We start from the raw sequence: 24,438 nt of genomic DNA on the forward strand, positions 1-24,438 counted from the left end.
CCCGGCCAGGCGGCTGAGAAGAACGACGAGCACGAAGAGGTCCAGGTGCCTACCGGCAAGGTCAAGTGGTACGACGCGGAGCGCGGGTTCGGTTTCATCGCCAACGACGACGGCGGTGAGGTCTTCCTGCACGCTTCGGCGCTGCCCGAGGACGTCCCGAGCCCGAAGCCGGGCACGCGGGTCGACTTCGGTGTGGCGGACGGGCGTCGTGGACCGTCCGCGCTGTCGGTGACCCTGCTCGACCCGCAGCCGTCGGTGGTGAAGGCCAAGCGTCGGCCGCCGTCGGAGCTCGCGGGCATCGTGGAGGACCTCATCCGGGTGCTCGACCGCACGGGCGACCAGCTCAAGCGCGGCAAGTATCCCGAGGGCGAGGCCGGCAAGCGCGTCGCCACCATGCTCCGTGCCGTCGCCGACAACCTCGATTCCTGAGAGCGAGACGATCATGGCAACCGCCGACGCGCCCGCGAGGGCACGCCGCGTGAGCTCGCGCGCCCGGAACGACGCCGTCCTGCTGGGCGCCGTCGAGCTCGCGCGCGCCGCGGCGCTGGACGTCGCCTCATCGCCGGACGACGTCGGTGAGCACCTGGGCACGGTCGCCGAGGGTGAGCGGCTCATGTCGCACCGGTTCGCGGCCGGCATGAAGGGCTACCAGGGCTGGCACTGGACGGTCACGCTGGCCCGCGTGCCGCGCGGCCGGTCCGCGACCGTGTGCGAGGTCGAGCTGCTGCCCGGCGACGACGCGATCCTCGCCCCGGAGTGGGTGCCGTGGTCGGAGCGGCTGCGACCCGGTGACGTCCGCCCGGGCGACACCCTGCCGTTCCGTGCCGACGATCCGCGCCTGGAGCCCGGCTGGACGCCGACCGGCGACGAGGAGCTGGACGGCGTCGCGATCGACGAGCTCGCGCTGGCCCGTCAGCGGGTGCTGTCCCCGCAGGGCCGCGACGAGGCGGCCGAGCGCTGGTACCGCGGCTCGCGCGGCCCGACGGCGCCCGGTGCCGTCGCCTCGCCGGCCGAGTGCACGACCTGCGGGTTCCTCGTCCCGCTCCAGGGCCCGCTGGGCCAGCTTTTCGGGGTGTGCGCGAACGAGTGGTCGCCCGACGACGGCAAGGTGGTCTCGCTCGACCACGGCTGCGGTGCCCACTCGGAGACGGACGTGAGCCGCCGTCGGACCGACTGGCCGGCTCCCGCCCCGCTGATCGACGAGTCGTCGATCGAGCGGGTCGCGGTCCCGGGGACCGGTCCTGCGCAGACCGAGCCCTCGGCGGAGCAGGAGTCCGGCGACGTGACGGAAGGCAACGGGATCGCGTGACGGAAGACGTCTTCGGGACCGCCGCGCTGCGGCACGCGGTCGCGGAGGCGTGGCTCGGGTCCGCCACCCGCTTCCGTGAGGACGCGAACTCGGAGGAGGACCACGCCCGCGGCCACTACCGCGACCGTGTCGTCGTCGAGCTGCTGCAGAACGCGGCCGACGCCGCGGCGCGCGCCGGCGTGCGGGGCCACGCTCTCGTCCGCCTCGAGCCCGCCGAGCGCCGCCTCGTGGTGGCGAACACGGGAGCCGCGCTGGACGCCGACGGCGTGGCGTCGCTCGCCTCGCTGCGCGCCTCCGCGAAGTCCGGCCCCGGCCAGGTGGGTCGCTTCGGCGTGGGGTTCGCCGCGGTGCGCTCGGTGTCCGACGACGTGGCGGTGCGATCGCGCTCGGGCGGTGTGCGCTTCTCGGCGGTGGCGACGCGCGAGTTCCTGGCCAAGCTGACCGCGGAGGACCCCGCGGGTGTCGAGCGGCTCGCCGCGGACGTCGCGGGGCGTGGCGACGACCTGCCGGTGCTGCGTCTGCCGGTGGAGGCCCCGGCGCTGCCCGCCGACGCCGAGCACGACACGGTGGTCGAGCTCGAGCTGCGCGACGACGCGGCGCTCGCCTCGGTGCGCGCACAGCTCGACGGTCTGGACGACGTGCTGCTGCTCGCGTTCCCCGCTCTCGACAGGGTCACCGTCACCGTGGCGGGCACGGACGGGGACACGCGGCACCTGTCGGGCCAGACCTCCCGCCCCCGGAGGACGGCGACGGGCCGGTTCGAGGACGCCGACGTCGCGGACCTGCCGCGCGAGCACCGGCGGCTCGACTGGTCGCTCACCTGGGCGCTCGTGCCCGACGACGGCACCCCGGACGGTTCCCGGCGCCGCGTCCTGCACGCGCCCACCCCGACCGACGTCGCGCTCGACCTGCCGGCCGTCCTGCTGGCCACGTTCCCCGTGGACGCCGGGCGGCGCCACGTGCTGCCCTGCGCGGCGACGGAACGGCTCGCCGCGGCGGCCGGCCGGGAGTACGCGGCCCTGCTGGGCGAGGTGGCTCGCGGGCAGGAGCGTGCCGACGGCGCGGACGGTGCGGAGAACGGCGGCGCGGCCGGCGTGCTCGGCCTCGTGCCCACCGGGCTGCCGGCGTCGGATCTCGACGCCGCGATCCGCTCGGCGGCGGCCGACGCCCTGCGCACCACCCCCGTGCTGGACGGCGGCGTCGCACCGGTGGACGCCCTGGCGATCGCGGGCGCGCCCGGTGAGGATCCGGCGCTCGTCGCGGCGCTGGCGCCGGTGCTTCCCGGGATCGTCACCGTCGCCGCGGCCCACCAGGCCGTGGTGCGGTCGCTGGGTGCCACGGTTGCCACGCTCGCCGACATCGTCGACGACCTCCCCTCGGGGCTACCTGCCTCCCGCTGGCACGAGCTGCTGACCGCCCTCGAGCCGCACGCCGCCGAGCCCGGGGTGCTCGAGGCGCTCGCCGGCGTCCGCATCCCGCTGGCGGACGGTCGGGTCGCGGGCGTGCGGGGAGCGGTGGTGCTGCCCGAGTCCGCGGACGACGGCGACGAGGCGTCCCTCGCCGCGACCGCCCGCGCCCTGGGGCTGCGGGTGGTGCACCCGGACGCCACGCACCCGCTGCTGCTGCGTGCCGGGGCCGTGGCGACGGACCCTCGCCGGCTCCTGCACGACCCGGAGGTGCGGGACATCTCGCTGGCCGCCGCGGAAGCCGTCCTCGACGACGGCGGCGACGATGGCGCCCTGGAGCTGGTCAGCCACGCGCTCGCCCTCGTGCGCCTGGCGGGAGGCACCGACGTGCCGTTCTGGACCGGCGAGCTGCCCGTCCCGACGGCGGACGGTGAGACCGTCGCCCTGCGCGAGGCCGTGCTGCCCGGCACGTGGGCGGCCGAGCTGTTCACGGGGCTGGCGCCCGTCGCCCCCGAGTTCGTCGCCCGGTACAGCGCGCCCGTCCTCGCCGCCGCCGGTGCGCGGACCGAGCCCGCCGTGTACACGGTGGCGGACGTCGTCACGCCCGACGAGGACGACCCTGACCTGGGCGAGGGCGGCGGCCACGGTGCGGACCAGGGGCCGGACGACCCGTCCGGGTGGCTCGCCGGGTGGTCGGACTACCTGGACGTGCTCACGGCACGGTTCGGCGGGGGCGTCGGTCTCGGTGACCTGGTGGCCGTGGCCGACCTGGACGCCGTCGGCGACGACGCCTGGCCGAGCGTGCTCTCCCGGCTCGCGTCCGACCCGGACGCCCGGCACGCCCTGCTCGCACCCGTGCGCAACGGTCGCGCCGCGGCGCCGTCGTACACCGCGTGGTGGTTGCGCCGACGGTTCGGCGCGCCCTTCGCCCTGCACGACGGCGTGCCCCTCCTGCCCACCGCGCCGCGGGCCCTGGCCGGGCTCGACATCGCGACGCGCCGCGCTCTGGGGGGTGTGGAGGCCCTCACGGACCTCGACGCCGAGGACTGGCCGGCCGCCCTCGACCGGCTGCCTGCCGCCGGGTCGAGCCTGCCCCTGCGCGACGCCCTGGTCGTGTGGCGCGGGCTGGCGCGGCTCTCCGCCCGGCTCGACCCCGCGGACCGCTCCTCGGCCCTCGACCCCCTGCCGGACCGTCTGCCCGCGCTCGATGCGAGCGACGTCGTCGTGCACCGGGCGGACGACGTCGAGGTGGCCGGGACCGCCCGCTGGGCCGCCCTCGGCGCGGTGCTGCCGGCGCTGGCGGCCGACGCCGAGGCGCTGGCCGACCTGCTCGACCTGCCGCTGGCCGGCGAGGGTGGTCTGCCGGCCCCCGACATGCCCGGTGTCGAGCGGGAGCTGGACCCGCGCCTGGCGGCGCTGGACCACCGCATGCCGACGTCCTGGTACGAGCACGAGCGCCTGTCGGTGGCCGGTCGTCCCGTGCCGTGGTGGGTCGAGGCGAACGGGCGGGTGCACGCGACCTCGGTGGCGGGACTCGCCGCGGGCATCGCCGACGTGCTCGGCCGCCCGGACCGGACCGTGCTGGTGAGCGCCGTGCTCGCGGACCCGGACCGCGCCGTCGCGCTCTGGGCGACCACCGCCTGGGGATAGAGCGACGGGTCGCGGCCTTCGTGCGGCGCCACCCGTCGAGCCGGAGGAGAGTCGCACGGGAGAGCTGGCCCACGTGGCAGGCGCGGTGTTTCCTGGTCAGCCGGCGGCGTAGCGGGCGACGGCGGTGCGGACGGCCTCGTCGACCACCTGATCGACGCGTTCGGCGCTCACCTCCCAGCCCGGTACCAGGAGTGCCGGCCAGAAGACGTAGTTGGAGATCATGCCCAGGAACTGGGTGGCGGCCAGATCGGCGTCGTCGACCCGCACCGTTCCGGCCTCGTGCTCTGCTAGCAGGTAGTTCCGTACGGACTCGAAGTAGGGCATCTTGCCCTGGGAGAACTGCGCCTGGGCCAGCTCGGGGAAGCGCGGGAGCTCGGCGATGACGATGCGGAAGAGGTCGGTCATCTGCTGGCGACTCAACAGTGCGGCGTAGCGGCGACCGAGGGTGGTGAGACCGTCGACGACGTCGCCCGCCGACGGCGGATCCTCCTCGGTCGCGGTCGACCAGGACTCGGTGACGATGGCGTCGAACAGGGCGGCCTTGGTCCGGAACTGCTTGAACAGGGTGGCCCGGGAGACGCCTGAGCGCTCCGCGATCCGCGCCAGCGACGTCCGGTCGTAGCCCAGATCGAGGAAGAGCTCGGTCGCGGCCGCCACGATCAGGGCACGTTTCTCCTGGGCGACACGCTGGTGGTACTCCGACAGGACGCTGCTCATGGGTGGAGCCTATGAGGTGAGTGGATTGACTCACCTCTCTGTCGGGCCTAGTGTCGATGACATGGTGAGTCAGACGGATCACCACTGGCCGCAGTCGACGACGGATGCCGGTCGGTCGCCCCTCGAGTGAGGAAACTCTGATGCCCCGATTCGACGACCAGACAGTGCTCGTGACCGGCGGGACCGGTGGTCAGGGCTCGAGCCACGTCCGCGCCTTTCACGCGGAGGGGGCGAACGTGGTCATCGGAGGCCTCGACGCCGACCGCGGCACCGCTCTCGCCGACGAGCTCGGGACCCGCGCTCGCTTCGCCCGCCTCGACGTCAGGGACGAGGACTCGTGGTCGGCCGCCGTGGAGGCCGCCGAGAGCGCCTTCGGCGCCCTGGACGTGCTCGTCAACAACGCCGGCGTCCAGAACCCCCCGGCACTGATCGAGGACACGGACCCGGCCACGTGGTCGCGCATCCTCGACGTCAAACGTCGGCGGGACGTTCCTCGGGATCAAGGTCGCCGCTCCGGCTCTGCGCCGTGCGGCAGGTGGAGCCGTCGTCAACATCGCGTCGACCATGGCCCTGGGCGGCACAGCATGCTACGCGCCCTACGTCGCCAGCAAGTGGGCCGTGCGAGGGCTCACCCAGACGGCAGCCCTCGAGCTCGGCCGTGACGACATCCGCGTGAACAGCATCCACCCCGGCGTGATCGCGACCCCCTTCATCCACGAACCAGCAGCCGGCGCCACCGCGGCGATCGCCGACTTCTACTCGCCCGCGCCGTTCGCCGTCCCCCGGCTCGGCGAGCCGGACGACGTCACCCGGCTTCTCCTGTTCCTCACGTCGTCGGAGGCGTCGTTCATCACCGGCGCGGAGTACGTCATCGACGGTGGGCTCTCCCTCGGTCCCGCGCTTCAGGTCGAGGCCGCAGGAGCACGTCGGACATGATCGGGTCGGACGCCTCGGCACCGGACGCGTCCCTGTCCCACCTGCCCCACCCCGTCCGACGAGCCATCGAGATCACGCCCGCCGCGGGCACCAGAGAACGGATCGTCGACATCACGACGCGGGGGGCGCCGGACGGGCCGAGCGCACCGCATCGAGATCTTCTTCTACCGAGCCGCCGGCGCAACCTACCTGTGCAGCGGCGCCGGCGGGGCGGCAACCGACTGGCATGCGTACCTTCTCGCCGACCCCGGCTTCACCTTCCACCTCAAGAACGGTGTCCGTGCAGATCTGCCGGCACAGGCCACGCCGGTCACCGACCTCGCTGAACGCCGGGCCGTGCTGGCGGAGATCGTTGCGGATCTCAACCAGCCCCACGATCCCGGCACCATCCGGCCGACCCGACTCGACGACTGGGCCGACAGCCGACTGATGCGCATCACGTTCTGTCATCGGGCGTGACCGTGATCCGTCTCGGGGCGGTCAAGGGGCCTCACGGTGAGCCGGCCTCGGCTGACGCGTCGCGTGGGCTGAGCGCGTCAGTCCGCGGGGTCGTCGCGGTGGCGGCGCGCCCAGAGCAGGCCGAGACCCCCCAGAGCGATGCCGGCGAGGCACACGGCGACGGCGTCGGCGGTGGGCTGTCCGGCGATCGCGAGGATGCTCGTGACCACCAGGGCGATCGACCAGACGATGATGCCGAGCAGGATGATGCGCCGCAGGTCGACGCGCTCGGGCGGCGGCGTCGGGCGGCGTCGCTCCGGGTGGAGCAGCAGGGACATCACGGTGGGCACGGGTCGATCGTACGTCGGCGCGTGTCGCCGCAGGTGACTCCGCGCGGCGTAGGATGAACGCGCGACGAACGCTGCGCGGCGTGACGGTTACGACGAGGGACGAGGGCATGAAGCGAGTCATCACCTACGGCACCTACGACCTGCTGCACTACGGGCACATCGAGCTGCTCCGCAGGGCGCGTGCACTCGGTGACTACCTGATCGTCGCGCTGTCCACGGACGAGTTCAACGCGGGCAAGGGCAAGAAGTCCTACTTCTCGTTCGAGGACCGCCGCCGCATGCTCGAGGCCATCCGGCACGTGGACCTCGTCATCCCGGAGAACACCTGGGAGCAGAAGGCCGAGGACATCAAGCTCTACCACGTCGACACGTTCGTCATCGGCGACGACTGGGCAGGCAAGTTCGACGAGCTCAAGGAGCACTGCGAGGTCGTGTACCTCGAGCGGACGCCCGAGATCTCCACCACACAGATCAAGGCGGGCCTGGCCTCCAAGGCCTGATCCTCCCCAGCACCTTCACGGCTCTGGCACCATAGGTGCTCATGGCCAACCAGACCAGCGCGCCCACTCAGGGGTCCAGCGCGATCGACCGGTTCTTCAAGATCACCGAACGCGGCTCGACCGTGGGCAGAGAGGTCCGGGGCGGTCTCGTCACCTTCTTCGCGATGAGCTACATCATCGTGCTCAACCCGCTCATCATCGGCACGGTGCAGGACGGCACGGGGCAGTTCCTCGGTGGGGGAGACGGGCCGAACCTCGGGATGGTCGCCGCCGCGACAGCGCTCGTCGCCGGTGTGGTGACCATCGCGATGGGCCTGGCCGCGAACTTCCCGCTCGCGCTGGCCGCGGGCCTCGGCCTGAACGCCGTCGTCGCCTACTCGATCGCGAGCCTGCCGGACGTCACGTGGGCGGACGCGATGGGGCTGGTGGTCATCGAGGGCCTGATCATCCTCGTCCTGGTGCTCACCGGCTTCCGCGAGGCCGTGTTCAACGCGGTGCCGCTGGAGCTCAAGACGGCGATCAGCGTGGGTATCGGCCTGTTCATCGCCCTCATCGGGTTCGTCAACGCGGGCTTCGTGGTGCCGGGCGACGGTACTCCCGTCGCGCTCGGCTACCTCGGGACGTGGCCGATCCTCGTGTTCGTGGTCGGACTGCTGCTGGTCATCGTCCTGTTCGTGCGCAAGGTGCGCGGGGCGATGTTCATCGCCATCGCCGCTGCCACAGTGCTGGCCGTCGTCCTCGAGAACACGCTCGACATCGGTGCCAAGGCGCCCGACGGTTCCAACCCGAACGGCTTCAACCTCAACGCCCCCACGTGGAACGGCATCGTGACCGTGCCGGACTTCGGTCTGCTCGGACAGTTCTCGCTGCTGGGTTCGTTCGAGTCGATCGCCGTCGTCACCGTCCTGCTGCTGGTGTTCTCGCTGCTCATCGCGGACTTCTTCGACACGATGGGAACGATGGTCGCCGTCGGGGCCGAGGCGAAGCTGCTCGACGCGAAGGGCAACCCGCCCAAGACCCGCCAGATCCTGGTGGTCGACTCGCTCGGCGCTGTGGCCGGCGGCATGGGCTCGGTCTCCTCCAACACGGCGTACGTCGAGTCGACGTCGGGCGTCGGCGACGGCGCGCGCACCGGTCTGGCCTCCGTGGTGACGGGTCTGGCGTTCCTCGCCGCGACCTTCCTGTCCCCGCTGGTCGCCCTCGTGCCGTACGAGGCGGCGGCGCCGGCGCTGGTGTTCGTCGGCTATCTCATGATGATGCAGGTCGCCGCGATCTCCTGGAAGAACGTGGAGATCGCCATCCCGGCGTTCCTCACGATCGTCATCATGCCGTTCACCTACTCGATCGCGGACGGCATCGGCGCGGGCTTCATCGCGTTCGTGGTCATCAAGCTGGCGCTCGGCAAGGTCCGGCAGATCCACTGGCTGATGTGGGTGTCGTCGTTGGCCTTCCTCGCGTACTTCCTCCTGGAGCCGCTGGAGTCGGTGATCGGCTGATCATGCAGGTCCTCGTCACCGGCGGTGCCGGCTTCATCGGTGCGAACTTCGTGCACCAGACGGTGCGTGAGCGCCCGCAGGTGCGGGTGACGGTGCTGGACGCGTTGACGTATGCGGGGGATCGCTCGTCCCTGGCGCCGGTCGCTGAGGAGATCACCTTCGTCGAGGGTTCGGTCGCCGACGAGGTGTTGGTGGACCGGTTGGTGGGCGAGGCGGACGTGGTGGTGCACTTCGCTGCGGAGTCCCACAACGACAACTCCTTGAACGACCCGTCGCCGTTCGTGCAGACGAACCTGGTGGGGACGTTCACGCTGCTGGAGGCCGTGCGGAAGCACGGTGTGCGGTTCCATCACATCTCCACCGACGAGGTCTACGGCGATCTGGAGCTGGACGATCCGGCCAAGTTCACCCCCGAGACGCCCTACAACCCGTCGAGCCCGTACTCGTCGACCAAGGCCGGTTCGGACCTGTTGGTCCGGGCGTGGGTGCGGTCGTTCGGGGTGCAGGCGACGATCTCGAACTGCTCGAACAACTACGGCCCGTACCAGCACGTCGAGAAGTTCATCCCGCGCCAGATCACCAACCTGATCGACGGCGTGCGGCCCAAGCTGTACGGCGCGGGACTGAACGTGCGCGACTGGATCCACGTCGAGGACCACAACGCGGCGGTCTGGGCGATCATCGACCGCGGACAGATCGGGGAGACCTATCTGATCGGCGCTGACGGGGAGACGAACAACCTCCAGGTCGTGCGGACGCTGCTCGAGGTGTTCGGCCGCGATCCCGACGACTTCGAGCACGTCAACGACCGGCCGGGGCACGACATGCGCTACGCGATCGATGCCAGCAAGCTGCGCGACGAGCTCGGTTGGACCCCGCGCTTCACCGACTTCCGCGCCGGCCTGGAGGCAACGGTCGACTGGTACCGCTCGCACGAGGCGTGGTGGCGGCCCGTCAAGGCCGCGGTCGAGGCGAAGTACGCCCGGACCGGCCAGTGAGGCCTCAGGCTCGCAGGGTCGCCAGGTAGTCGTTCACTTCGTCGAACGACGGCAGCAGACCCTGCTGCTCGGCCTCGTGCAGACTCGGCGCCGCCGTGTCCTTGTCCGAGAGCTGCGGCGTCAGCGCTGACCCGTCACGCGCCGTCGTCGGCCACTCGATACCCACGGTCGCGTCCAGCGGGTGAATACCGTGCTCACGCTCCGGCGCATAGCCCGACGAGCACAGATACAGCACCGTCGAGTCATCCTCCAGGGACATGAACGCGTGCCCGAGGCCCTCGCCGAGGTAGATGGCTCGCCGGTCGGTGTCGTCGAGCAGTACCGAGTCCCAGCGGCCGAAGGTGGGCGAGCCCACGCGGACGTCGACCACGACGTCGAGCACCGCCCCCTGGGCGCAGGTGACGTACTTGGCCTGGCCCGGTGGGACGTCGGCGAAGTGGATGCCGCGGAGCACGCCGGCGGCCGAGACGGAGCAGTTGGCCTGCTGCAGGTCGAGCGGGTGGCCGACGGCCTCGACGAACGGTCCCGACTTGAACCACTCGAGGAACACCCCGCGCGGATCGCCGAACTGCTGCGGCGTGATCTCCAGCGCGCCAGGGACGGCGAGCTCTCGGAACTGCACTGGTAGACCTCCCGGCGTCGATACTCCGTGGCCCTAGGATGCTACGCGTGCCTTCCGTCTCGCAGTCGCAGCGCTGGATGGTCGTCGGCGCCGGCGGGATGTTGGGCCGCGATCTGATCGCCGTGCTCGAGCAGGCAGACGTCGACGTGGTCGGTCTGCGCCACGCGGACCTCGACGTGACCGATGCCGAGGCTGCGCGTCGAGCGCTCGTCGGGGCCGACGTCGTCGTCAACGCTGCCGCCTGGACCGACGTGGACGGCGCCGAGACCCACGAGGCAGAAGCCTTCGCCGTCAACGCGACGGGTGCAGCCCACGTCGCGCGCGCGGCACGGCTGGCGGGCGCCCGGCTGGTGCACGTCTCCACCGACTACGTGTTCGACGGCGACGCACATGAGCCGTACGCCGAGGACGCGCCCGTCGCCCCGCGGTCCGCCTACGGCCGCACCAAGGCGGCGGGGGAGTGGGCGGTGCGCGCGGAAGCTTCCGACCACCTGATCATCCGGACGGCGTGGCTCTACGGGGCGCACGGCGGATGCTTCCCGAGGACGATGGCCCGGCTCGCCGCCGAGCGGGACCAGCTCGCCGTCGTCGACGACCAGGTGGGCCAACCTACGTGGACGCGCGACCTCGCCGAGCTCATCGTCCGGCTCGTGGCCTCCGGGGCGCCGGCGGGGATCTATCACGGCACCTCGACCGGCCAGACGTCCTGGTACGAGTTCGCGCGGCGGGTCGTCGCCTCGGCGGGGCTGTCGACGCCGGTCGAGCCGACGACGAGCGACGCGTTCCCGCGCCCCGCTCCGCGGCCCGCCTACTCGGTGCTCGGCCACGACGCCCTGCGCGCGGCGGGCGTCGCACCGATCGGAGGCTGGGCCGAGCGGTGGGACGCCGCGGCGCCCGAGGTGCTCGCGTAGCTCAGTCGTCGAGCAAGCCGAGCGGGCAAGTGCCGTAGCGGCGCGCTATTCGGAAGCCGCACTGCTGACGGCCGTCGGACGGTAGAAGAACCCTGCTCCGCGCCGATTGGGACGAGACGGCTCCAGAAACCCTTCCGCCTCCAGAGTGCGGAGCACCGGGCTGACGTTGCTGGGGGCGGCGCCGACCAGGGAGCCGAGCTCGGTGGAGCTGATACGCCCTCGCTCGCGGGCGTAGGTGGTGGCGATCGATGCCCGACCCGGGGCTCGGCGTCGTGCACCGTGAGGCGCTCCCTCGTTGTCCAGCGCGGAGCGTGCCTTGCGAGTGATGGCCCACGCGGAATCGGCCGAATCCGGAACGCCGTCGACCGGCGCGAGAACCGGGGTGCTCCCGATCGAGGTGCTGTAGATCTCGGCGATCACGGACTCGCTCTCCGGTGCGGACACCTGGAGGAAACGGGCTAGCGATGCGACGTCGAACCAGCCTCGACGAGCCAACAGGTGCAACGCCATGAGCCAGCGCAGGTCTGAACGCGCCCGTCCGTCGTCGAAGCGCGCCAACCACGACATCCATCCTGCGTCGACGTTGTCCGCGACGAGGGTGAGGACGACGCTCGGCGATCCTGTCTCGCGGATGTCAGGGAGGGGGTACCCGAAGCGAAGCATGTCCGCCACCATGCGGTCGACGCCGATGCCTTCGCGCTCGGCGATGCGCACGTCGGCGAGCAGGGCGGTGAGGGCCGTGTTTCGCGACTCCGACGGGTGATTGATGATGTTCGTCGGAGTCACGCCTCCGTAGAACCCGCCAGGGCTCGTCACACGAAGTTGGTTGCCGACGTGTTCGACCAGACTGGGTTCCGGCATCGACCATTCTCGGTGCGCGACGGCGTTGACGATCGCTTCGCGGACGGTCCGATCCGGGATGCGGCGCTCCCGCCCGATGACGAGGCCGGACCTCAGATGGATCAAGGGGTTGTGGGCACGTGCGGCGGTGAAGACCTCGTCGAGCTCGCGAATCAGGGGGCGACCACCTCGCCGCACTCGTTCGGTGCTGTCTCCGCCGGGCGCGTCACGTCGGATGTAGTCCAGTCCCGGGGTCTCGCGTCCGACGAACAGCAACGCCGCGGCATTGGTGAGGTGCCCTGATCCGGTGACAGCGTTGAGCCGTCGGAGCAGGTCGGGAGTCTCCACCTCGGCGAGGTCGTTGGCGGACGTGTCCTGCGAGGCGCGGAGGAAGTCGCGAACGATCTCGATCGCGTCCGCACGGACCTCATCGGCAGTGAGATTGCTGGAATGAGCGGACCAGTCGACCCGCATCGACTGTAGGCGCCGCGCGTGCCAGGTGGACGAGTCCATCTCGACGCAGCGGTCGGCAACTCGCCACGTGATCCTGCCCTTCCATCGCACAGGTTCCATGGCCTCGACCATGGTGAGGATGAGCAGTCGCGTCCCGCGGACCGTTGCCGGTCGGGCGTCGACTGTCAGAAGGCGGTTCGTGAGTTCGTAGATGCGCGCACGCAACCACTCGACGACGGGCTCTCCAGCCTCCAGAGCCTCCAGTGCTGCGACGACCGCGTCGCCGACAGGGTCGGGGCCGAAAGTGATGGTCATGGTGCGATCACACCGCTCGACCATGATTCTTTCTCGAGAAAAGTATGTTCAAGCAGGCGTGCTGCCCTTCGGTCACACTTTGCGGGCTCGAAGCCAGGCCAGATAGGCCTCTACCGCCTCGACGGTGGACAGCAGGACCTGCCGCGGCGCCCGAGGTGCTCGCGTAGCTCAGTCGTCGAGCAGACTGAGCAGGTAGCTGCCGTAGCCGGACTTCACCAGCTTCTCGCCGCGCACGCGCAGCTCGTCGTCGGACAGGAACCCGCGCCGCCAGGCGACCTCCTCGGGCGAGCCGACCTTGAGTCCCTGGCGCTGCTCGATGGTCCGCACGAAGTCGCCCGCCTCGAGGAGCGAGTCGAACGTGCCGGTGTCCAGCCATGCCGTGCCGCGGGGCAGCACCTCGACGTGCAGCTTCCCAGCGGCCAGGTAGGCGCTGTTGACGTCGGTGATCTCGTACTCGCCCCGGGCCGAGGGCCGGATGTTCTTGGCGATCTCGACGACGTCGTTGTCGTAGAAGTACAGCCCGGGCACCGCGTAGCTGGACTTCGGCACGAAGGGCTTCTCCTCGAGCGAGACGGCGTGCCCCGCGTCGTCGAACTCGACCACGCCGTACGCCGAGGGCTGCGCGACCCGGTAGGCGAAGATCGAGCCGCCGTCCACGTCCGCGAAGCGTTGGAGCTGGTCGCCCAGGCCCTGGCCGTAGAAGATGTTGTCGCCCAGCACGAGAGCCACCGAGTCGTCCTCGATGAACTCCTCGCCGAGCACGAAAGCCTGCGCCAGCCCGTTCGGCTCGGCCTGCACGGCGTACTCGATCGAGATGCCGAACTGGGACCCGTCGCCGAGGAGGCGCCGGAACTGCTCCGCGTCGTGCGGTGTGGTGATCACCAGCACGTCCCGGATACCCGCGAGCATCAGCGTCGAGAGCGGGTAGTAGATCATCGGCTTGTCGAACACCGGCACGAGCTGCTTGCTCACGCCCAGCGTGATCGGGTGCAACCGTGTGCCGGAACCGCCGGCCAGGATGATGCCGCGCATGTGATGGATGGTCTCACGTCCCGTCTCGGCCGAGCTCAGCCACCATCGCCGGGACGCGATGTGCCCGCACCCGCCGTGGGCCGCCACGATCGCCGCGGCCCGGGCGGCGGCGCTGACGGCTCAGCCCGCGAGCCGGTCCTTCGGCACGGACAGGCGGACCTCGTCGGCGCCTGTGTCCAGGCCGTCACCACCAGCGGTCACAGCACTGGCCCGGAGAGCGGCTCGTCGCATCCGGGCCCGACGACCTCGGACGCCGGCTCCTGGCACACTGTCCCTGTGACGCGTGACACGCCGCCGTGCGAGCGTGCCTACCGCCGCACCCTCGCCGTCCTGACGCTCGCCGTGGCGCTGTGGGCCGTGGCCTGGGCCGTGCTGACCCCCGGGTTCCGCTCGCCCGACGAGCAGAACCATCTCAACAGCGTGGTCCGGATCGCCTACGGCGGCGGCTGGCCCGCGCCGGGTGACGCGCACTTCGCGCCCGTCACCGACCAGGCCGTCGCGGAGGCCGCCTACCCCGCCGACCTGCCGGGCCGCTGGCGGTACCGGGACCGCGCGACGCAGTTCGTCGAGCTCACGCCCGTCCCCGCGGACGAGCGTGTGCAAATCAGTGCGGAGAACGCGCTGCCCGCCCCGGGCACGAGCGCCACCGTCGACCAGATGACCCAGCACCCGCCGGCGTACTACGCCCTCGGGGCGGCCGTCCTGCACGCCACCGGGACGGCGGACGCCCGGTGGGACGTCGCGCTGCTGACCCTGCGGCTGCTCGACGTCGCCCTGTTCGCCGCCACCGTCCCGCTCGCGGCGGCGACCGCCCGCCGGCTGACGGGGTCGCGCTCGGCGGCGCTGGTCGCTGCGCCGTTCCCGATGCTGATCCCCCAGGTAGGACACATCATGGGTGCCGCGAACAACGACGCCCTCGTGGTGCTCACCGGTGCCGGCGTCACCTACCTCGCCGCACGCGTGGTCACCGGCGACGCCCGGTGGCGGGTCGCCGTGGCGATCGGTCTCGTCCTCGGCGCCGGGCTGCTCACCAAGGTGATGCTCGCGTTCGCCATCCCCACGGTGGCGCTCGCCTACCTGCTCGCCCCTGGTCCGCGCAGCGCCCGCGCGGGTCCGACGGCGGTCTCCCGCGCCGTGCGCGGGTTCGTCGCCCTGGCGCTCGCCTTCGTCGTCGGCGGCTGGTGGTGGGCGCGCAACTGGATCATCGACGGCGCCGTGCAGCCGGTCGGGCTGCCTCGCGACTACTCCGGGATGACACCCGTCCCCGCGGACCAGGTGCTCCAGGACGCGCTCGGGCGCACCGCCCAGGCGTTCTTCGGCAATCTCGGCTGGCTGGAGGTGCGTCTGCCGGGCGACCTGGTGGTGCTCGGCTCGGTGCTGCTGGTCGGCGCCACGCTGGTCGCCGTCGTCGTCCCCGGGGCGCGGCGTGGCTCCCTGACGATCGCGCTGCTGCCCGGGGGCCTCGCGGCAGGCGTGATCGTCAACGCGGTCAGGAGCTGGTCCGAGTCGGGCGTGCTCGTCGCGCTGCAGGGCCGGTACGTCTTCGGCGGGCTGACGGCGCTCGCCGCGCTGCTGGCCGTCGCCGTCTGGCAGGTGTGCCGCCGACGGGAACGGGCGGTGGCCCTGGCCGTGCCGGTCGCCACCGGCCTCGGCGTGCTGGCGGCCGTCGCCGGTCTGGCGTGGGCGTTCGTCGCGATGTACCGAGGTCCGGGGGAGCCGGTGGGCGTCGCGTGGGAGCGCTGGGTCGCGTGGAGTCCGCTGAGCGAGCCGGCCGTCGCCGTCGTGCTGGTCGTCGCGGTCGTCGGCATGGTGGCTGCGGTGGTCGTCGCGGCCCACTGGCGAGCACGGCAGCCAGCGGCGCGGGGCGACGTCGTGCACGTTCAGGCATCACCCCCTGATGCCTGACTCCCCATGACGCCGACCTGGTCGTCCGCGCTCAAACAGACCGTCCGGGTCCCGTCGGGTGCGGCCCTTCGTCGCTAGACTCGCGCCGTCGGTGCCTCCGCGCCGACCCGCCAACGCCGCCGTCGTCCCCACTGAAGGGCCTCGATGAAGCTCGTCGTCCAGATCCCGTGCCTCGACGAGGCCGAGACGCTCCCGCTCGTGCTCGCCCACCTGCCGCGCGAGGTGCCCGGCTTCGACGAGGTCGAGTGGCTGGTCATCGACGACGGCTCCACCGACGGCACGGCCGAGGTCGCGAAGAACCTCGGGGTCGACCACGTGGTGCGGCACCGCAGCACGATGGGCCTGGCCCGCTCGTTCCGCGACGGCGTCGACTTCGCGCTCTCCCGCGGTGCCGACGTGGTGGTCAACACCGACGGCGACAACCAGTACCCGTCCGAGAAGGTCGCCGACCTCGTCGCGCCGATCCTGTCCGGGGAGGCCGACGTCGTGGTCGGCGACCGGCAGACGGCCACCATCGAGCACTTCAGCCCCTTCAAGAAGCGCATGCAGCGCGTGGGCAGCCGGGTGGTCAGTGCCGCAGCCCGGACGAGCCTGCCCGACGCCGCGAGCGGGTTCCGCGCCTACTCGCGCCACGGCCTGATGCGGCTCAACGTGGTCACCCAGTTCAGCTACACGATGGAGACCATCGTCCAGGCGGGCAACAAAGGGCTGCGGATCGCCTCGGTCCCGGTGACCACCAATCCGAAGACGCGGGAGTCGCGGCTCTTCCGCAACATCTGGCAGCACATGGGCCGCTCCGCGCGCGCCATCGTGCGCAGCTGGATCATGTTCCGCCCGCACCTGGTGTTCCTCTCGCTCGCGGGCCTGTTCTTCCTGGCGTCCGCGATACCCGCCGTGCGGTTCCTCGTGTACTTCGCCCAGGGCGAGGGCGGGGGGCACGTGCAGTCGCTGGTGTTCGCCGCGGCCATGCTGGTCGGCTCGTTGCTGTGCCTGGCGCTGCTGGTCCTCGCGGACCTGCTGCGCACCAACCGCACGCTGCTCGAGGACTCCCTCGAACGGCTCAAGAAATTGCAGTACGGGCCGGACGAGTGATCGTCGCGTTCGGCACCTATGACGCCGCCCGGCACCCCCGGGCCGGGATCCTCGTGGCCGGGCTGCGCGCCCACGGGTACACCGTCACCGAGCTGAACCGCCCCCTCGGGTTCAGCACCGCCGAACGCGTCCGCATGCTCCGCCAGCCGTGGCGCCTGCCGCTGCTGCTCGTCCGTCTCCTGGCCTGCTGGGCGCTGCTCGTCCGCGACGACGTCGCCCACCGGCGTGTGCACGGCGCCCCGGACGCCCTGCTGGTCGGCTACCTCGGCCACTTCGACGTGGTCCTCGCCCGCCTGCTGCACCCCCGCACCACGGTGGTGCTCGACCACCTGGTCTTCGCCGCCGACACCGCCACCGACCGCGGCGCGGCCGGCCTGCGCGTGACGCTCCTGCGCGGCCTGGACCGGCTCGCGGTGGCGTGCGCCGACGTCGTCGTCCTCGACACCGCCGAGCACCGCGACATGCTCGCGCACCTGGCGCCCTCACGAGGGCGGCGAGGGGTCGTCGTGCCCGTGGGCGCCCCGGACGCCTGGTTCGCCGACCCGCCCGCGCACGACGGCGGCACACCACCCCCGCGTGCGGCCTCCGACGGCGCCGCCCCGGCTGGTCCCGCGCCGCTGCGCGTGGTGTTCTTCGGCCTGTTCACCCCCCTGCAGGGCGCCACCGTGGTGGCCGCGGCGCTCGCGGATGCCCTGCCCCGCTCCCGCGACCGCGACGCCGGCCGGCCCCTCGAGGCCACGCTGGTGGGGCACGGCCAGGACCACGCCGCCGCACAGGCCGTGCTCGACGGCGTGCCCGACGTGACGTGGCACGACTGGGTCGAACCGGCCGACCTGCCCGCCCTCGTGGCCGGGCACGACGTCTGCCTCGGCATCTTCTCGGACACCGCCAAGGGCCTGCGGGTGGTGCCCAACAAGGTGTTCCAGGGGCTCGCCGCCGGGTGCGTCGTCGTCACCTCCGACACCCCGCCGCAGCGCCGGCTGCTCGCCGACCACGTCGAGCTCGTGCCTCCCGCCGACCCCGCCGCCCTTGCCCGGCGGCTCCTCGACCTCGCCGGTCCCGGTCGCCTCGCCGCCGCCCGTGCCCGCGCGACCGCCGCGCGTGCGCAGGTCCGGCCGGGCGCCGTCGTCGGGCCTCTGCACGCGGCGCTCGCCGACCGCGGGGTCCGACCGTGACCGGGCGGCGCGGTGCGACCGCACGGCTGCTGGCCGTGCTGCGCTCACCGTGGGTGCGGTGGGGGTTCCTCGTGCTCGCGCTGGGCCTGGCCGTCTACGCCGTCGTCGCCGTCCGTGCGGACCTGCTCGAGGCTGCCCGGGCCATGTCCGCCGGGCGGCTCGCCGCGGCGCTCGGCGTCTCCCTGCTCTTCGTCGCCGCGACGATGATGTCGTGGCGGGCCGTGCTCGCCGACCTCGGTTCGCGGCTCGGGACGAGCTCCGCCGTCGCGGTGTTCGGCATCAGCCAGCTCGGCAAGTACGTGCCCGGCGGGGTGTGGAACATCGTCGCGGCGGCCGAGGTCGGTGCCGACCACGGCGTCCCGCGCCGGCGCACGATGACGGCCACCGCCGTCGCGACCGGTGTCGGGGTCGTCTCCGGGGCGGTCGTCGGCGCCGTCGCGCTGCCGTTCCTCGCCGCCGACGCGCTCGGTCCGTGGGGCTGGACGCTGTGGCTGCTGCCCGCCGTCGTCGTCCTGCTGCTGCCGCCGGTGCTCAACCGGCTGCTCGCCCTCGCCCTGCGCCTCGCGCGTCGGGCACCGCTCGAGCACCCCCTGTCGTGGCGGGGTCTCGGGGCTGCCACCGCGTGGGCCGTGCTCGGGTGGGTGTGCGCGGGTCTGCAGGTGTGGTTGCTGGCCACCGGCCTCGGGATGGCGACCGGGGCACGGACGCTCGCGCTCGCGGTCGGCGGCTACGCGCTGGCCTGGATGGTGGGGTTCCTCGTCGTCGTGGTGCCGGCCGGGGCCGGGGCGCGCGAGCTCGTGCTGCTCGCGGTCCTGGCCGGCACGCTGCCGCACGCCGAGCTGTTGCTCGTCGTCCTGGTCAGCCGTGCCCTGGTGACGCTTGCCGACCTCAAGTTCGCCGTCGCGGGAGCGCTCGTGCGCCGGGCACCACCCCCGCCGCTCGCACCCCGCGGCCGCCTGCGCTGGGACGTGGTGCGCCGTGCCCTGCCGCGGGAGCGGGCACGGGTGCTGGAGGTCGGGTGCGGCCAGGGCGCCGTCGGCGCCCGGATCGCCGCCCGCCACGACTACACCGCCGTGGAGCTCGACGAGACGACGCGGGCCGTCGCGGCCGCACGGGTGCAGGCGGTGGCGCCGGGAGCGCGCGTCGTGCACGGCGGGACGGACGCGCTCGGCGTCGACGAACGCTTCGACGTCGTGTGTGCGTTCGAGGTGGTCGAGCACGTCGCCGACGACGCCGCGGCCCTCGCCGAGTGGGCCGCCCGGCTGCGGCCCGGCGGGCTGCTGCTGCTGTCCACCCCGGCGTGGCCCGAGCGCTTCGGCCCGTGGGACACCCTCGCCGGGCACTACCGCCGCTACGACCCCGAGCGGCTGCGCACCCTGCTGGGGGACGCCGGGCTGATCGACGTCGACGTGCGCCTCTACGACGCCCCGCTCGGCTATCTGCTGGAGGCCGTGCGCAACCGCGTGGCCCGCCGGCGGGCGCGCTCCCGGTCCGGCGCCCCGGTCCCGGCGGAGCAGACGGCGGTCAGCGGCCGGGTGCTGCAGCCCACTTCGCAGGTCGCGGGCGCCCTCGTCACCGCGGCGGTCTGGCCGTTCTGCCTGCTGCAGCGGGCCCTGCCCCACCGCGGGACGGGCATCGTGGCCCACGGCCGCCTCCCCGCCCCGGACCCGGTACGCCGCTCACCCCACGGACACCCGGAGGACGCGTGACCACCGCCCCACCCCTGACCCTGTTCGGTTCCCTGCGCTGGGACGTCGTGCGGCGCGTGCTCCCGCCCGAGCCCGGCCGCGTGCTCGAGGTCGGCTGCGGGCAGGGCGCCGTGGGCGTCCGGCTCGCGGCCGCCGGGCACCGGTACACGGGGGTCGAGCTCGACGGCGCCAGCGCCGAGGTGGCCCGTCGGCGGTTCGTGGACGCCGGGCTGGACGGCGAGGTGGTCCACGGGGACGCCCGGGAGCTCGACGCCGGCGCCGGGTTCGACGTCGTCTGCGCCTTCGAGGTGCTCGAGCACCTGGAGGACGACGCCGGGGCGCTCGCCTCCTGGGTCGAGCTGCTGCGTCCGGGCGGCCTGGTGCTCGTCTCCACCCCCGCGTGGCAGGCGCGCTACGGACCCATGGACGCCGCCGTCGGCCACCACCGTCGCTACGAGCCCGCGCAGATGCGGGCGCTGCTGACCGGGGCCGGGCTGACCGACGTCGGCGGGCGGCTCTACGGCGCGCCCCTGGGCTATGCCCTGGAAGCGGTGCGCAACCGGGTGGCCGCGCGGCGGCTGGAGGACGACGGGACGACGACGGCGGAGCGCACCGCGCGCTCGGGCCGCCTCTTCCAGCCGTCGTCGGCGGCGCAGGGGACGGCCGTCGCCGTGGCGACGTGGCCGTTCCGGGTGGCCCAGCGGGCGCTGCCGCGCTCCGGGCCGGCGCTCGTCGCCTGGGGCACGCGCTGACCGTGCGCGCCGTTTGTGATTGCCCCCACATATCATTCGGGAAGGTAATGACCTAGAGTAAGAGAAGTGACTGACGACCCCGCCCAGCTCAGCAGCGACCTCCGTGTCGCCCTCACCCGCGCTGCCCGCCGGCTGCGGACCCAGCGCGGCGAGGCGGACCTGCCCGAGGGTCAGTTCGGGGTCCTCGCCGTGCTGAACCGCCACGGGGAGATGAGCCCGGGCGCGCTCGCGGAGCACGAACGAGTGCGTCCTCCCGCGATGACCCGTGCCGTCACCACGCTGGCCGAGCTCGGCCTCGTCGAGAAGGCCGACCACCCCACCGACCGGCGCCAGGTCGTCGTGCGGCTCACCGACGCCGGACGCCACGAGATCGCCGAGACGCGCCGTCGTCGGGACGCCTGGCTCACCTGCCGGCTCGAGGAGCTCGACCCTGACGAGCGGGCCACGCTCGCCGCCGCCACCGAGATCCTGGCCCGGGTGGCGGCCGGATGAGCGCGACCTTCTCCTCCCTGCGCTACCCCAACTACCGGCTCTGGTTCGGCGCCGCCCTCGTGGCCAACGTCGGCACCTGGATGCAGCGCGTCGCCCAGGACTGGCTCGTGCTCACCGACCTCACCGACGACTCCGGCGTCGCCCTCGGCATCACCACCGCCCTGCAGTTCCTGCCCCTGCTGCTGCTCGGTCCGTGGGCCGGCCTGCTCGCCGACCGGCTGCCGCGCCGCCGCCTGCTCATGGTCACCCAGGGGGCGATGGGCGTGCTCGCCCTCGGCCTCGGGGTGCTGGTGCTGTCCGGTCACGCGCAGCTCTGGCAGGTGTACGCGTTCGCGCTCGGGCTCGGCGTCGTCACCGCGTTCGACAACCCGGTGCGGCAGACGTTCGTCGCCGAGCTGGTGCCCCCCGAGCGCCTCGCGAACGCCGTCGGGCTGAACTCGGCGTCGTTCAACGCGGCCCGGCTGGTCGGCCCGGGGGTGGCCGGCCTGCTGATCGCCGCCGTCGGCTCCGGCTGGGTGTTCGTCATCAACGGCGCCACCTTCGCGGCCACCATCGCGGCGGTCGCCCTCATGAAGGCCGAGGCGACCTGGTCGCGGGAGCCGACGCCGCGCGGCAAGGGGCAGATCCGCGAAGGCCTGCGCTACGTGCGGGGGCGTTCGGACATCGTGGTGATCATGGTGGTCCTCGCCGTCGTGTCGATGTTCGGCCTCAACTTCCAGCTCACCTCGGCGATGATGGCGAGGGTCGAGTTCGAGCGTGGCGCCGGCGAGTTCGGGCTGCTCGGGTCGGTGCTCGCCATCGGGTCGCTCACGGGGGCGCTGCTGGCGGCCCGTCGCGACCGCCCCCGCGTGCGGCTGGTGATCGGGTCCGCCTTCGCCTTCGCCGTCGCCACGGCGGTCATGGCGCTCATGCCGACGTTCCCGGCGTTCGTCGTGGCGTGCATCCCCGTCGGGCTCGCGTCGTTGACGATGATGACCGCCGCGAACTCCACCATCCAGACCTCGACCGACCCGGCGATGCGGGGGCGTGTCATGGCGCTCTACATGATGGTGTTCCTCGGCGCGACGCCGATCGGTTCGCCGATCGTCGGCTGGGTCGGCGAGACGTTCGGCCCTCGCTGGGCGATCCTCATCGGCTCGATCGCGACCCTCCTCGTGGCGCTCGGCGCCACGGCGTGGGCCGTCCGGAACTGGCGCCTCCGGGTGCGCTACCGGCTGCTGAGCCGCCCGCACCTCGAGGTGGTCTACCTCGACCCGCCCGCCGTCGAGCGCGAGCACGCCCGCGCCGCCTGACGGCGCGCGAGCGTGCTGCTGCGGGTCGGGTCAGCCGGCCGGCGTGGGCGTGATCCGCTCCTCGAGCGCCTGTCGCTCGCGCATCTCGTCCTCCGTCGGCCACATGAGGACCACGAAGACCATCGCCACCGTGCTCAGGAAGACCCCGGCGATGAGCGGGCCGAGCAGCTCCAGGGCCGAGGTGCCGCCCGGCGGCGGGCCGGCCCGGTCATGTGCATCGCGGCCATGCCCGTGTAGTGCATGCCGGCGACCGCGGCGGCCATCACCAGCGCGGCCACCGTCGCGAGCAGCCAGCCCTTGACGTTCACGCAGAGCCAGAGCGCGGCCGTGCCGGCGACGACGGCGATGACCAGAGACGCTCCGACCAGGAGGCTGTCGTAGTGGGTCTCCCCGCTCATCTCCATCGCGGCCATGCCCAGGTAGTGCATGCTCGCCACGCCCAGGCCGACGAACAGCCCGCCCACCAGCAGGTAGAGCAGCTTGTCGCCGAGGAACCCGACGAGGAACAGCCCTGCCGTGACGACGGCCATCGCCAGCAGAGCGGAGAGGATGGTCAGCGGGACGTCGTAGTTGATCGGCATCTCGTCGACGGTGAAGCCGAGCATGGCGATGAAGTGCATGACCCACACGCCGGTGCCGCCGATCGCGACGCCGCCGAGGGTGAGCCAGACGCTCTTGGCCACGGCGCCCGTGGCCGCACGTGCCCGCGAGGTGGCCGACAGTCCTGTCAGGCAGCCGATGAACGACGCGATGTACCCGGCGAGCGGGGTCAGCAGCCCGTAGGTGAAGTGCTCCATCTCTGGCACGTCCAGCTCCTTTGCTATGTCGGCTTTGTACGAAACGCCGGAATGCTAGCAGTGGAGCGGGTGAAATTTCTCGTCGAAGGCTACATGACTTGATCCACGACGAAATCCATGATCTCAGTGAGTGCCTCGACGTCCTTGGGGTCCACGGCGGGGAACATCCCCACTCGGACCTGATTGCGGCCCAGCTTGCGGTACGGGAACACGTCGAGGACCCCGTTGTCGCGCAGGTGGCCGACGACGGCGCTCGCGTCCACGCGCTCGTCCAGGTCGATCGTCCCCACCACGGTGGACCGCTCCGCCGGGTCCGCGACGAACGGCGTCGCCCACTCACGGGCCTCCGCCCAGTCGTAGAGGATCCCGGCCGACGTCGCCGACCGCCCGCTCGACCACTCCAGACCGCCCTGCTCGAGGATCCACTCGATCTGCTCCACCAGCATCACCAGCGTCCCGACGGCCGGGGTGTTCAGGGTCTGGTCCTGGCGGGAGTTCGCCAACGCCGTCGTCAGGGACAGGAACTCGGGCACCCAGCGTCCGCCTCCGGACGCCTCCACGACGGCAGCGCGCTCGATCGCGGCCGGGCTGCACAGCGCGAGCCAGAGCCCGCCGTCGGCCCCAAAGACCTTCTGCGGGCCGAAGTAGTAGACGTCGGTCTCGCGCAGGTCCACCGGCAGGGCCCCCGCGCCCGACGTCGCGTCGGTCAGGACGAGCTGGTCGGAGCCGGCCGGGCGACGCACCGGGGCCATCGCGCCCGTCGAGGTCTCGTTGTGAGGTGTCGCGTACACGTCGACGGACGCCGACGGCGTGAGGTGCGCGACGCGGCCGGGTGCGGCCTCGACGACCTCCGGGTCCGCCAGGAAGGGGGCGCGGCGGGTGGCTGCGGCGAACTTCCCGCCGAACTCGCCGAACACGGCGTGCTGCGCCCGCTCCCGGACGAGGCTCGCCGTCGCGACCTCCCAGAACGCCGTCGACCCGCCGTTGCCGAGCACGACCTCGTACCCCGGGGGGAGGTCGAACAGCTCCGCGAGACCCGTGCGCACGCGGCGTACCAGGTCCTTGACGCCGGGCTGGCGGTGCGAGGTGCCCAGCAGCGGCCGCCGAGGGTCGCCCGCCGCCCGCAGGGCGTCGACCTGGGCGGGGCGGACCTTGGACGGTCCGGCACCGAACCTGCCGTCGGACGGCAGCAGCGACGAGGGGATCTGGAGGGGCATGGGGACTCCGTGGCTGGCGTGGTGGGGCGGCCGCCGGTGGCGGACGCCGGAACGG

Annotated in this window: 23 protein-coding genes and 1 pseudogene; 16 read left to right on the plus strand and 8 right to left on the minus strand. The window is 72.6% G+C overall.

Annotated elements, in window-relative coordinates:
• The first annotated feature begins 45 nt into the window (after positions 1–45).
• From AC3RJ8_RS03215 to AC3RJ8_RS03225, 3 genes are read left to right on the plus strand one after another with little or no spacing between them, the layout of a single operon-like run.
• A complete protein-coding gene (locus tag AC3RJ8_RS03215) occupies positions 46–429 on the plus strand; it encodes a cold-shock protein (RefSeq protein ID WP_489714508.1) in 384 nt (127 codons plus the stop codon).
• Between the two features lie 13 nt (positions 430–442).
• Positions 443–1,309, plus strand: coding sequence for a DUF3027 domain-containing protein (locus AC3RJ8_RS03220; protein ID WP_489714509.1), 867 nt, complete (start codon positions 443–445; stop codon positions 1,307–1,309).
• On the plus strand, positions 1,306–4,365 hold the full coding sequence (locus tag AC3RJ8_RS03225; protein ID WP_489714510.1) for a sacsin N-terminal ATP-binding-like domain-containing protein: 3,060 nt from the start codon (positions 1,306–1,308) through the stop codon (positions 4,363–4,365). The genes AC3RJ8_RS03220 and AC3RJ8_RS03225 overlap by 4 nt, the downstream gene beginning before the upstream one ends.
• Positions 4,366–4,461: 96 nt before the next feature.
• Here AC3RJ8_RS03225 and AC3RJ8_RS03230 read toward each other — a convergent pair whose 3' ends face one another.
• A complete protein-coding gene (locus tag AC3RJ8_RS03230; RefSeq protein WP_489714511.1) occupies positions 4,462–5,082 on the minus strand; it encodes a TetR/AcrR family transcriptional regulator in 621 nt (206 codons plus the stop codon).
• Positions 5,083–5,222: 140 nt separating this feature from the next.
• On the opposite strand from AC3RJ8_RS03230, the pseudogene AC3RJ8_RS03235 reads away from it, so the two are divergent.
• Positions 5,223–5,498: pseudogene (locus tag AC3RJ8_RS03235) on the plus strand (SDR family NAD(P)-dependent oxidoreductase); the annotation flags it as partial.
• 103 nt (positions 5,499–5,601) lie between these two features.
• Positions 5,602–6,018 (plus strand): SDR family oxidoreductase, encoded by a 417-nt coding sequence (locus AC3RJ8_RS03240; RefSeq protein WP_489715563.1) that lies wholly within the window; start codon positions 5,602–5,604, stop codon positions 6,016–6,018.
• A 111-nt stretch (positions 6,019–6,129) separates the two neighbouring features.
• Here AC3RJ8_RS03240 and AC3RJ8_RS03245 read toward each other — a convergent pair whose 3' ends face one another.
• Positions 6,130–6,468 carry a hypothetical protein gene (locus AC3RJ8_RS03245; protein WP_489714512.1) on the minus strand — a complete coding sequence of 113 codons (339 nt, stop codon included), beginning with the start codon at positions 6,466–6,468 and terminating at the stop codon, positions 6,130–6,132.
• Between the two features lie 86 nt (positions 6,469–6,554).
• Entirely contained in the window at positions 6,555–6,806 is a 252-nt protein-coding gene (locus tag AC3RJ8_RS03250) for a DUF2530 domain-containing protein (protein ID WP_489714513.1), read from the minus strand.
• A 107-nt stretch (positions 6,807–6,913) separates the two neighbouring features.
• Here AC3RJ8_RS03250 and tagD point away from each other — a divergent pair, with 107 nt between their 5' ends.
• Genes tagD through rfbB form a run of 3 tightly spaced genes read left to right on the plus strand, consistent with a single transcriptional unit; the run spans position 6,914 to position 9,800 of the window.
• Positions 6,914–7,306 carry a glycerol-3-phosphate cytidylyltransferase gene (tagD, locus tag AC3RJ8_RS03255; RefSeq protein WP_407320615.1) on the plus strand — a complete coding sequence of 131 codons (393 nt, stop codon included), beginning with the start codon at positions 6,914–6,916 and terminating at the stop codon, positions 7,304–7,306.
• A 41-nt stretch (positions 7,307–7,347) separates the two neighbouring features.
• A complete protein-coding gene (locus tag AC3RJ8_RS03260; protein ID WP_489714514.1) occupies positions 7,348–8,802 on the plus strand; it encodes an NCS2 family permease in 1,455 nt (484 codons plus the stop codon).
• Positions 8,803–8,804: 2 nt separating this feature from the next.
• A complete protein-coding gene (gene rfbB / locus AC3RJ8_RS03265; RefSeq protein ID WP_489714515.1) occupies positions 8,805–9,800 on the plus strand; it encodes a dTDP-glucose 4,6-dehydratase in 996 nt (331 codons plus the stop codon).
• A gap of 4 nt (positions 9,801–9,804) precedes the next feature.
• Here the strand turns inward: rfbB and AC3RJ8_RS03270 are convergent, their stop codons facing one another.
• Entirely contained in the window at positions 9,805–10,422 is a 618-nt protein-coding gene (locus tag AC3RJ8_RS03270) for a dTDP-4-dehydrorhamnose 3,5-epimerase family protein (RefSeq protein WP_489714516.1), read from the minus strand.
• A gap of 77 nt (positions 10,423–10,499) precedes the next feature.
• Between AC3RJ8_RS03270 and rfbD the strand changes: the two genes are divergently transcribed.
• On the plus strand, positions 10,500–11,333 hold the full coding sequence (gene rfbD, locus AC3RJ8_RS03275) for a dTDP-4-dehydrorhamnose reductase (RefSeq protein ID WP_489715564.1): 834 nt from the start codon (positions 10,500–10,502) through the stop codon (positions 11,331–11,333).
• Between the two features lie 45 nt (positions 11,334–11,378).
• On the opposite strand, the gene AC3RJ8_RS03280 is transcribed toward rfbD, so the two are convergent.
• Both AC3RJ8_RS03280 and rfbA read right to left on the minus strand, forming a co-directional pair.
• Positions 11,379–12,941 (minus strand): ATP-binding protein, encoded by a 1,563-nt coding sequence (locus tag AC3RJ8_RS03280; protein WP_489714517.1) that lies wholly within the window; start codon positions 12,939–12,941, stop codon positions 11,379–11,381.
• 168 nt (positions 12,942–13,109) lie between these two features.
• On the minus strand, positions 13,110–13,973 hold the full coding sequence (gene rfbA / locus AC3RJ8_RS03285) for a glucose-1-phosphate thymidylyltransferase RfbA (RefSeq protein WP_489714518.1): 864 nt from the start codon (positions 13,971–13,973) through the stop codon (positions 13,110–13,112).
• A gap of 276 nt (positions 13,974–14,249) precedes the next feature.
• On the opposite strand from rfbA, the gene AC3RJ8_RS03290 reads away from it, so the two are divergent.
• The 7 genes from AC3RJ8_RS03290 to AC3RJ8_RS03320 all read left to right on the plus strand — a co-directional run bounded on the left by AC3RJ8_RS03290 (position 14,250) and on the right by AC3RJ8_RS03320 (position 22,369).
• Positions 14,250–15,878, plus strand: a complete 1,629-nt coding sequence (locus tag AC3RJ8_RS03290) for a DUF2142 domain-containing protein (protein ID WP_489714519.1) — start codon at positions 14,250–14,252, stop codon at positions 15,876–15,878.
• A gap of 144 nt (positions 15,879–16,022) precedes the next feature.
• Positions 16,023–16,970 (plus strand): glycosyltransferase family 2 protein, encoded by a 948-nt coding sequence (locus tag AC3RJ8_RS03295; protein ID WP_489714520.1) that lies wholly within the window; start codon positions 16,023–16,025, stop codon positions 16,968–16,970.
• A complete protein-coding gene (locus AC3RJ8_RS03300; RefSeq protein ID WP_489714521.1) occupies positions 16,967–18,145 on the plus strand; it encodes a glycosyltransferase in 1,179 nt (392 codons plus the stop codon). The genes AC3RJ8_RS03295 and AC3RJ8_RS03300 overlap by 4 nt, the downstream gene beginning before the upstream one ends.
• Entirely contained in the window at positions 18,142–19,854 is a 1,713-nt protein-coding gene (locus tag AC3RJ8_RS03305) for a methyltransferase domain-containing protein (protein ID WP_489714522.1), read from the plus strand. The genes AC3RJ8_RS03300 and AC3RJ8_RS03305 overlap by 4 nt, the downstream gene beginning before the upstream one ends.
• A complete protein-coding gene (locus AC3RJ8_RS03310) occupies positions 19,851–20,585 on the plus strand; it encodes a class I SAM-dependent methyltransferase (RefSeq protein ID WP_489714523.1) in 735 nt (244 codons plus the stop codon). The genes AC3RJ8_RS03305 and AC3RJ8_RS03310 overlap by 4 nt, the downstream gene beginning before the upstream one ends.
• Before the next feature lie 66 nt (positions 20,586–20,651).
• The gene (locus AC3RJ8_RS03315) at positions 20,652–21,077 is read left to right on the plus strand and encodes a MarR family winged helix-turn-helix transcriptional regulator (protein WP_489714524.1); all 426 of its coding nucleotides are present in this window, start codon (positions 20,652–20,654) and stop codon (positions 21,075–21,077) included.
• On the plus strand, positions 21,074–22,369 hold the full coding sequence (locus tag AC3RJ8_RS03320; protein WP_489714525.1) for an MFS transporter: 1,296 nt from the start codon (positions 21,074–21,076) through the stop codon (positions 22,367–22,369). The genes AC3RJ8_RS03315 and AC3RJ8_RS03320 overlap by 4 nt, the downstream gene beginning before the upstream one ends.
• 134 nt (positions 22,370–22,503) lie before the next feature.
• On the opposite strand, the gene AC3RJ8_RS03325 is transcribed toward AC3RJ8_RS03320, so the two are convergent.
• Positions 22,504–23,166, minus strand: coding sequence for an MHYT domain-containing protein (locus tag AC3RJ8_RS03325; RefSeq protein ID WP_489715565.1), 663 nt, complete (start codon positions 23,164–23,166; stop codon positions 22,504–22,506).
• A gap of 89 nt (positions 23,167–23,255) precedes the next feature.
• Positions 23,256–24,383, minus strand: coding sequence for a phosphoserine transaminase (gene serC / locus AC3RJ8_RS03330; protein WP_489714526.1), 1,128 nt, complete (start codon positions 24,381–24,383; stop codon positions 23,256–23,258).
• Positions 24,384–24,438: the final 55 nt, after the last annotated feature.

The sequence above is a fragment of the Isoptericola sp. MSGPD8_1_ISO-PGPR-S23-394 genome (assembly GCF_058072785.1).

Coding starts and splice junctions, on each gene's coding strand:
- rfbB (WP_489714515.1), top strand. CDS start 8,805: ATGCAGGTCCTCGTCACCGGCGGTGCCGGCTTCATCGGTGCGAACTTC.
- AC3RJ8_RS03230 (WP_489714511.1), bottom strand. CDS start 5,082: ATGAGCAGCGTCCTGTCGGAGTACCACCAGCGTGTCGCCCAGGAGAAA.
- AC3RJ8_RS03325 (WP_489715565.1), bottom strand. CDS start 23,166: ATGGAGCACTTCACCTACGGGCTGCTGACCCCGCTCGCCGGGTACATC.
- rfbD (WP_489715564.1), top strand. CDS start 10,500: ATGGTCGTCGGCGCCGGCGGGATGTTGGGCCGCGATCTGATCGCCGTG.
- AC3RJ8_RS03260 (WP_489714514.1), top strand. CDS start 7,348: ATGGCCAACCAGACCAGCGCGCCCACTCAGGGGTCCAGCGCGATCGAC.
- AC3RJ8_RS03220 (WP_489714509.1), top strand. CDS start 443: ATGGCAACCGCCGACGCGCCCGCGAGGGCACGCCGCGTGAGCTCGCGC.
- serC (WP_489714526.1), bottom strand. CDS start 24,383: ATGCCCCTCCAGATCCCCTCGTCGCTGCTGCCGTCCGACGGCAGGTTC.
- AC3RJ8_RS03295 (WP_489714520.1), top strand. CDS start 16,023: ATGAAGCTCGTCGTCCAGATCCCGTGCCTCGACGAGGCCGAGACGCTC.
- AC3RJ8_RS03280 (WP_489714517.1), bottom strand. CDS start 12,941: ATGACCATCACTTTCGGCCCCGACCCTGTCGGCGACGCGGTCGTCGCA.
- rfbA (WP_489714518.1), bottom strand. CDS start 13,973: ATGCGCGGCATCATCCTGGCCGGCGGTTCCGGCACACGGTTGCACCCG.
- AC3RJ8_RS03245 (WP_489714512.1), bottom strand. CDS start 6,468: ATGACAGAACGTGATGCGCATCAGTCGGCTGTCGGCCCAGTCGTCGAG.
- AC3RJ8_RS03320 (WP_489714525.1), top strand. CDS start 21,074: ATGAGCGCGACCTTCTCCTCCCTGCGCTACCCCAACTACCGGCTCTGG.
- tagD (WP_407320615.1), top strand. CDS start 6,914: ATGAAGCGAGTCATCACCTACGGCACCTACGACCTGCTGCACTACGGG.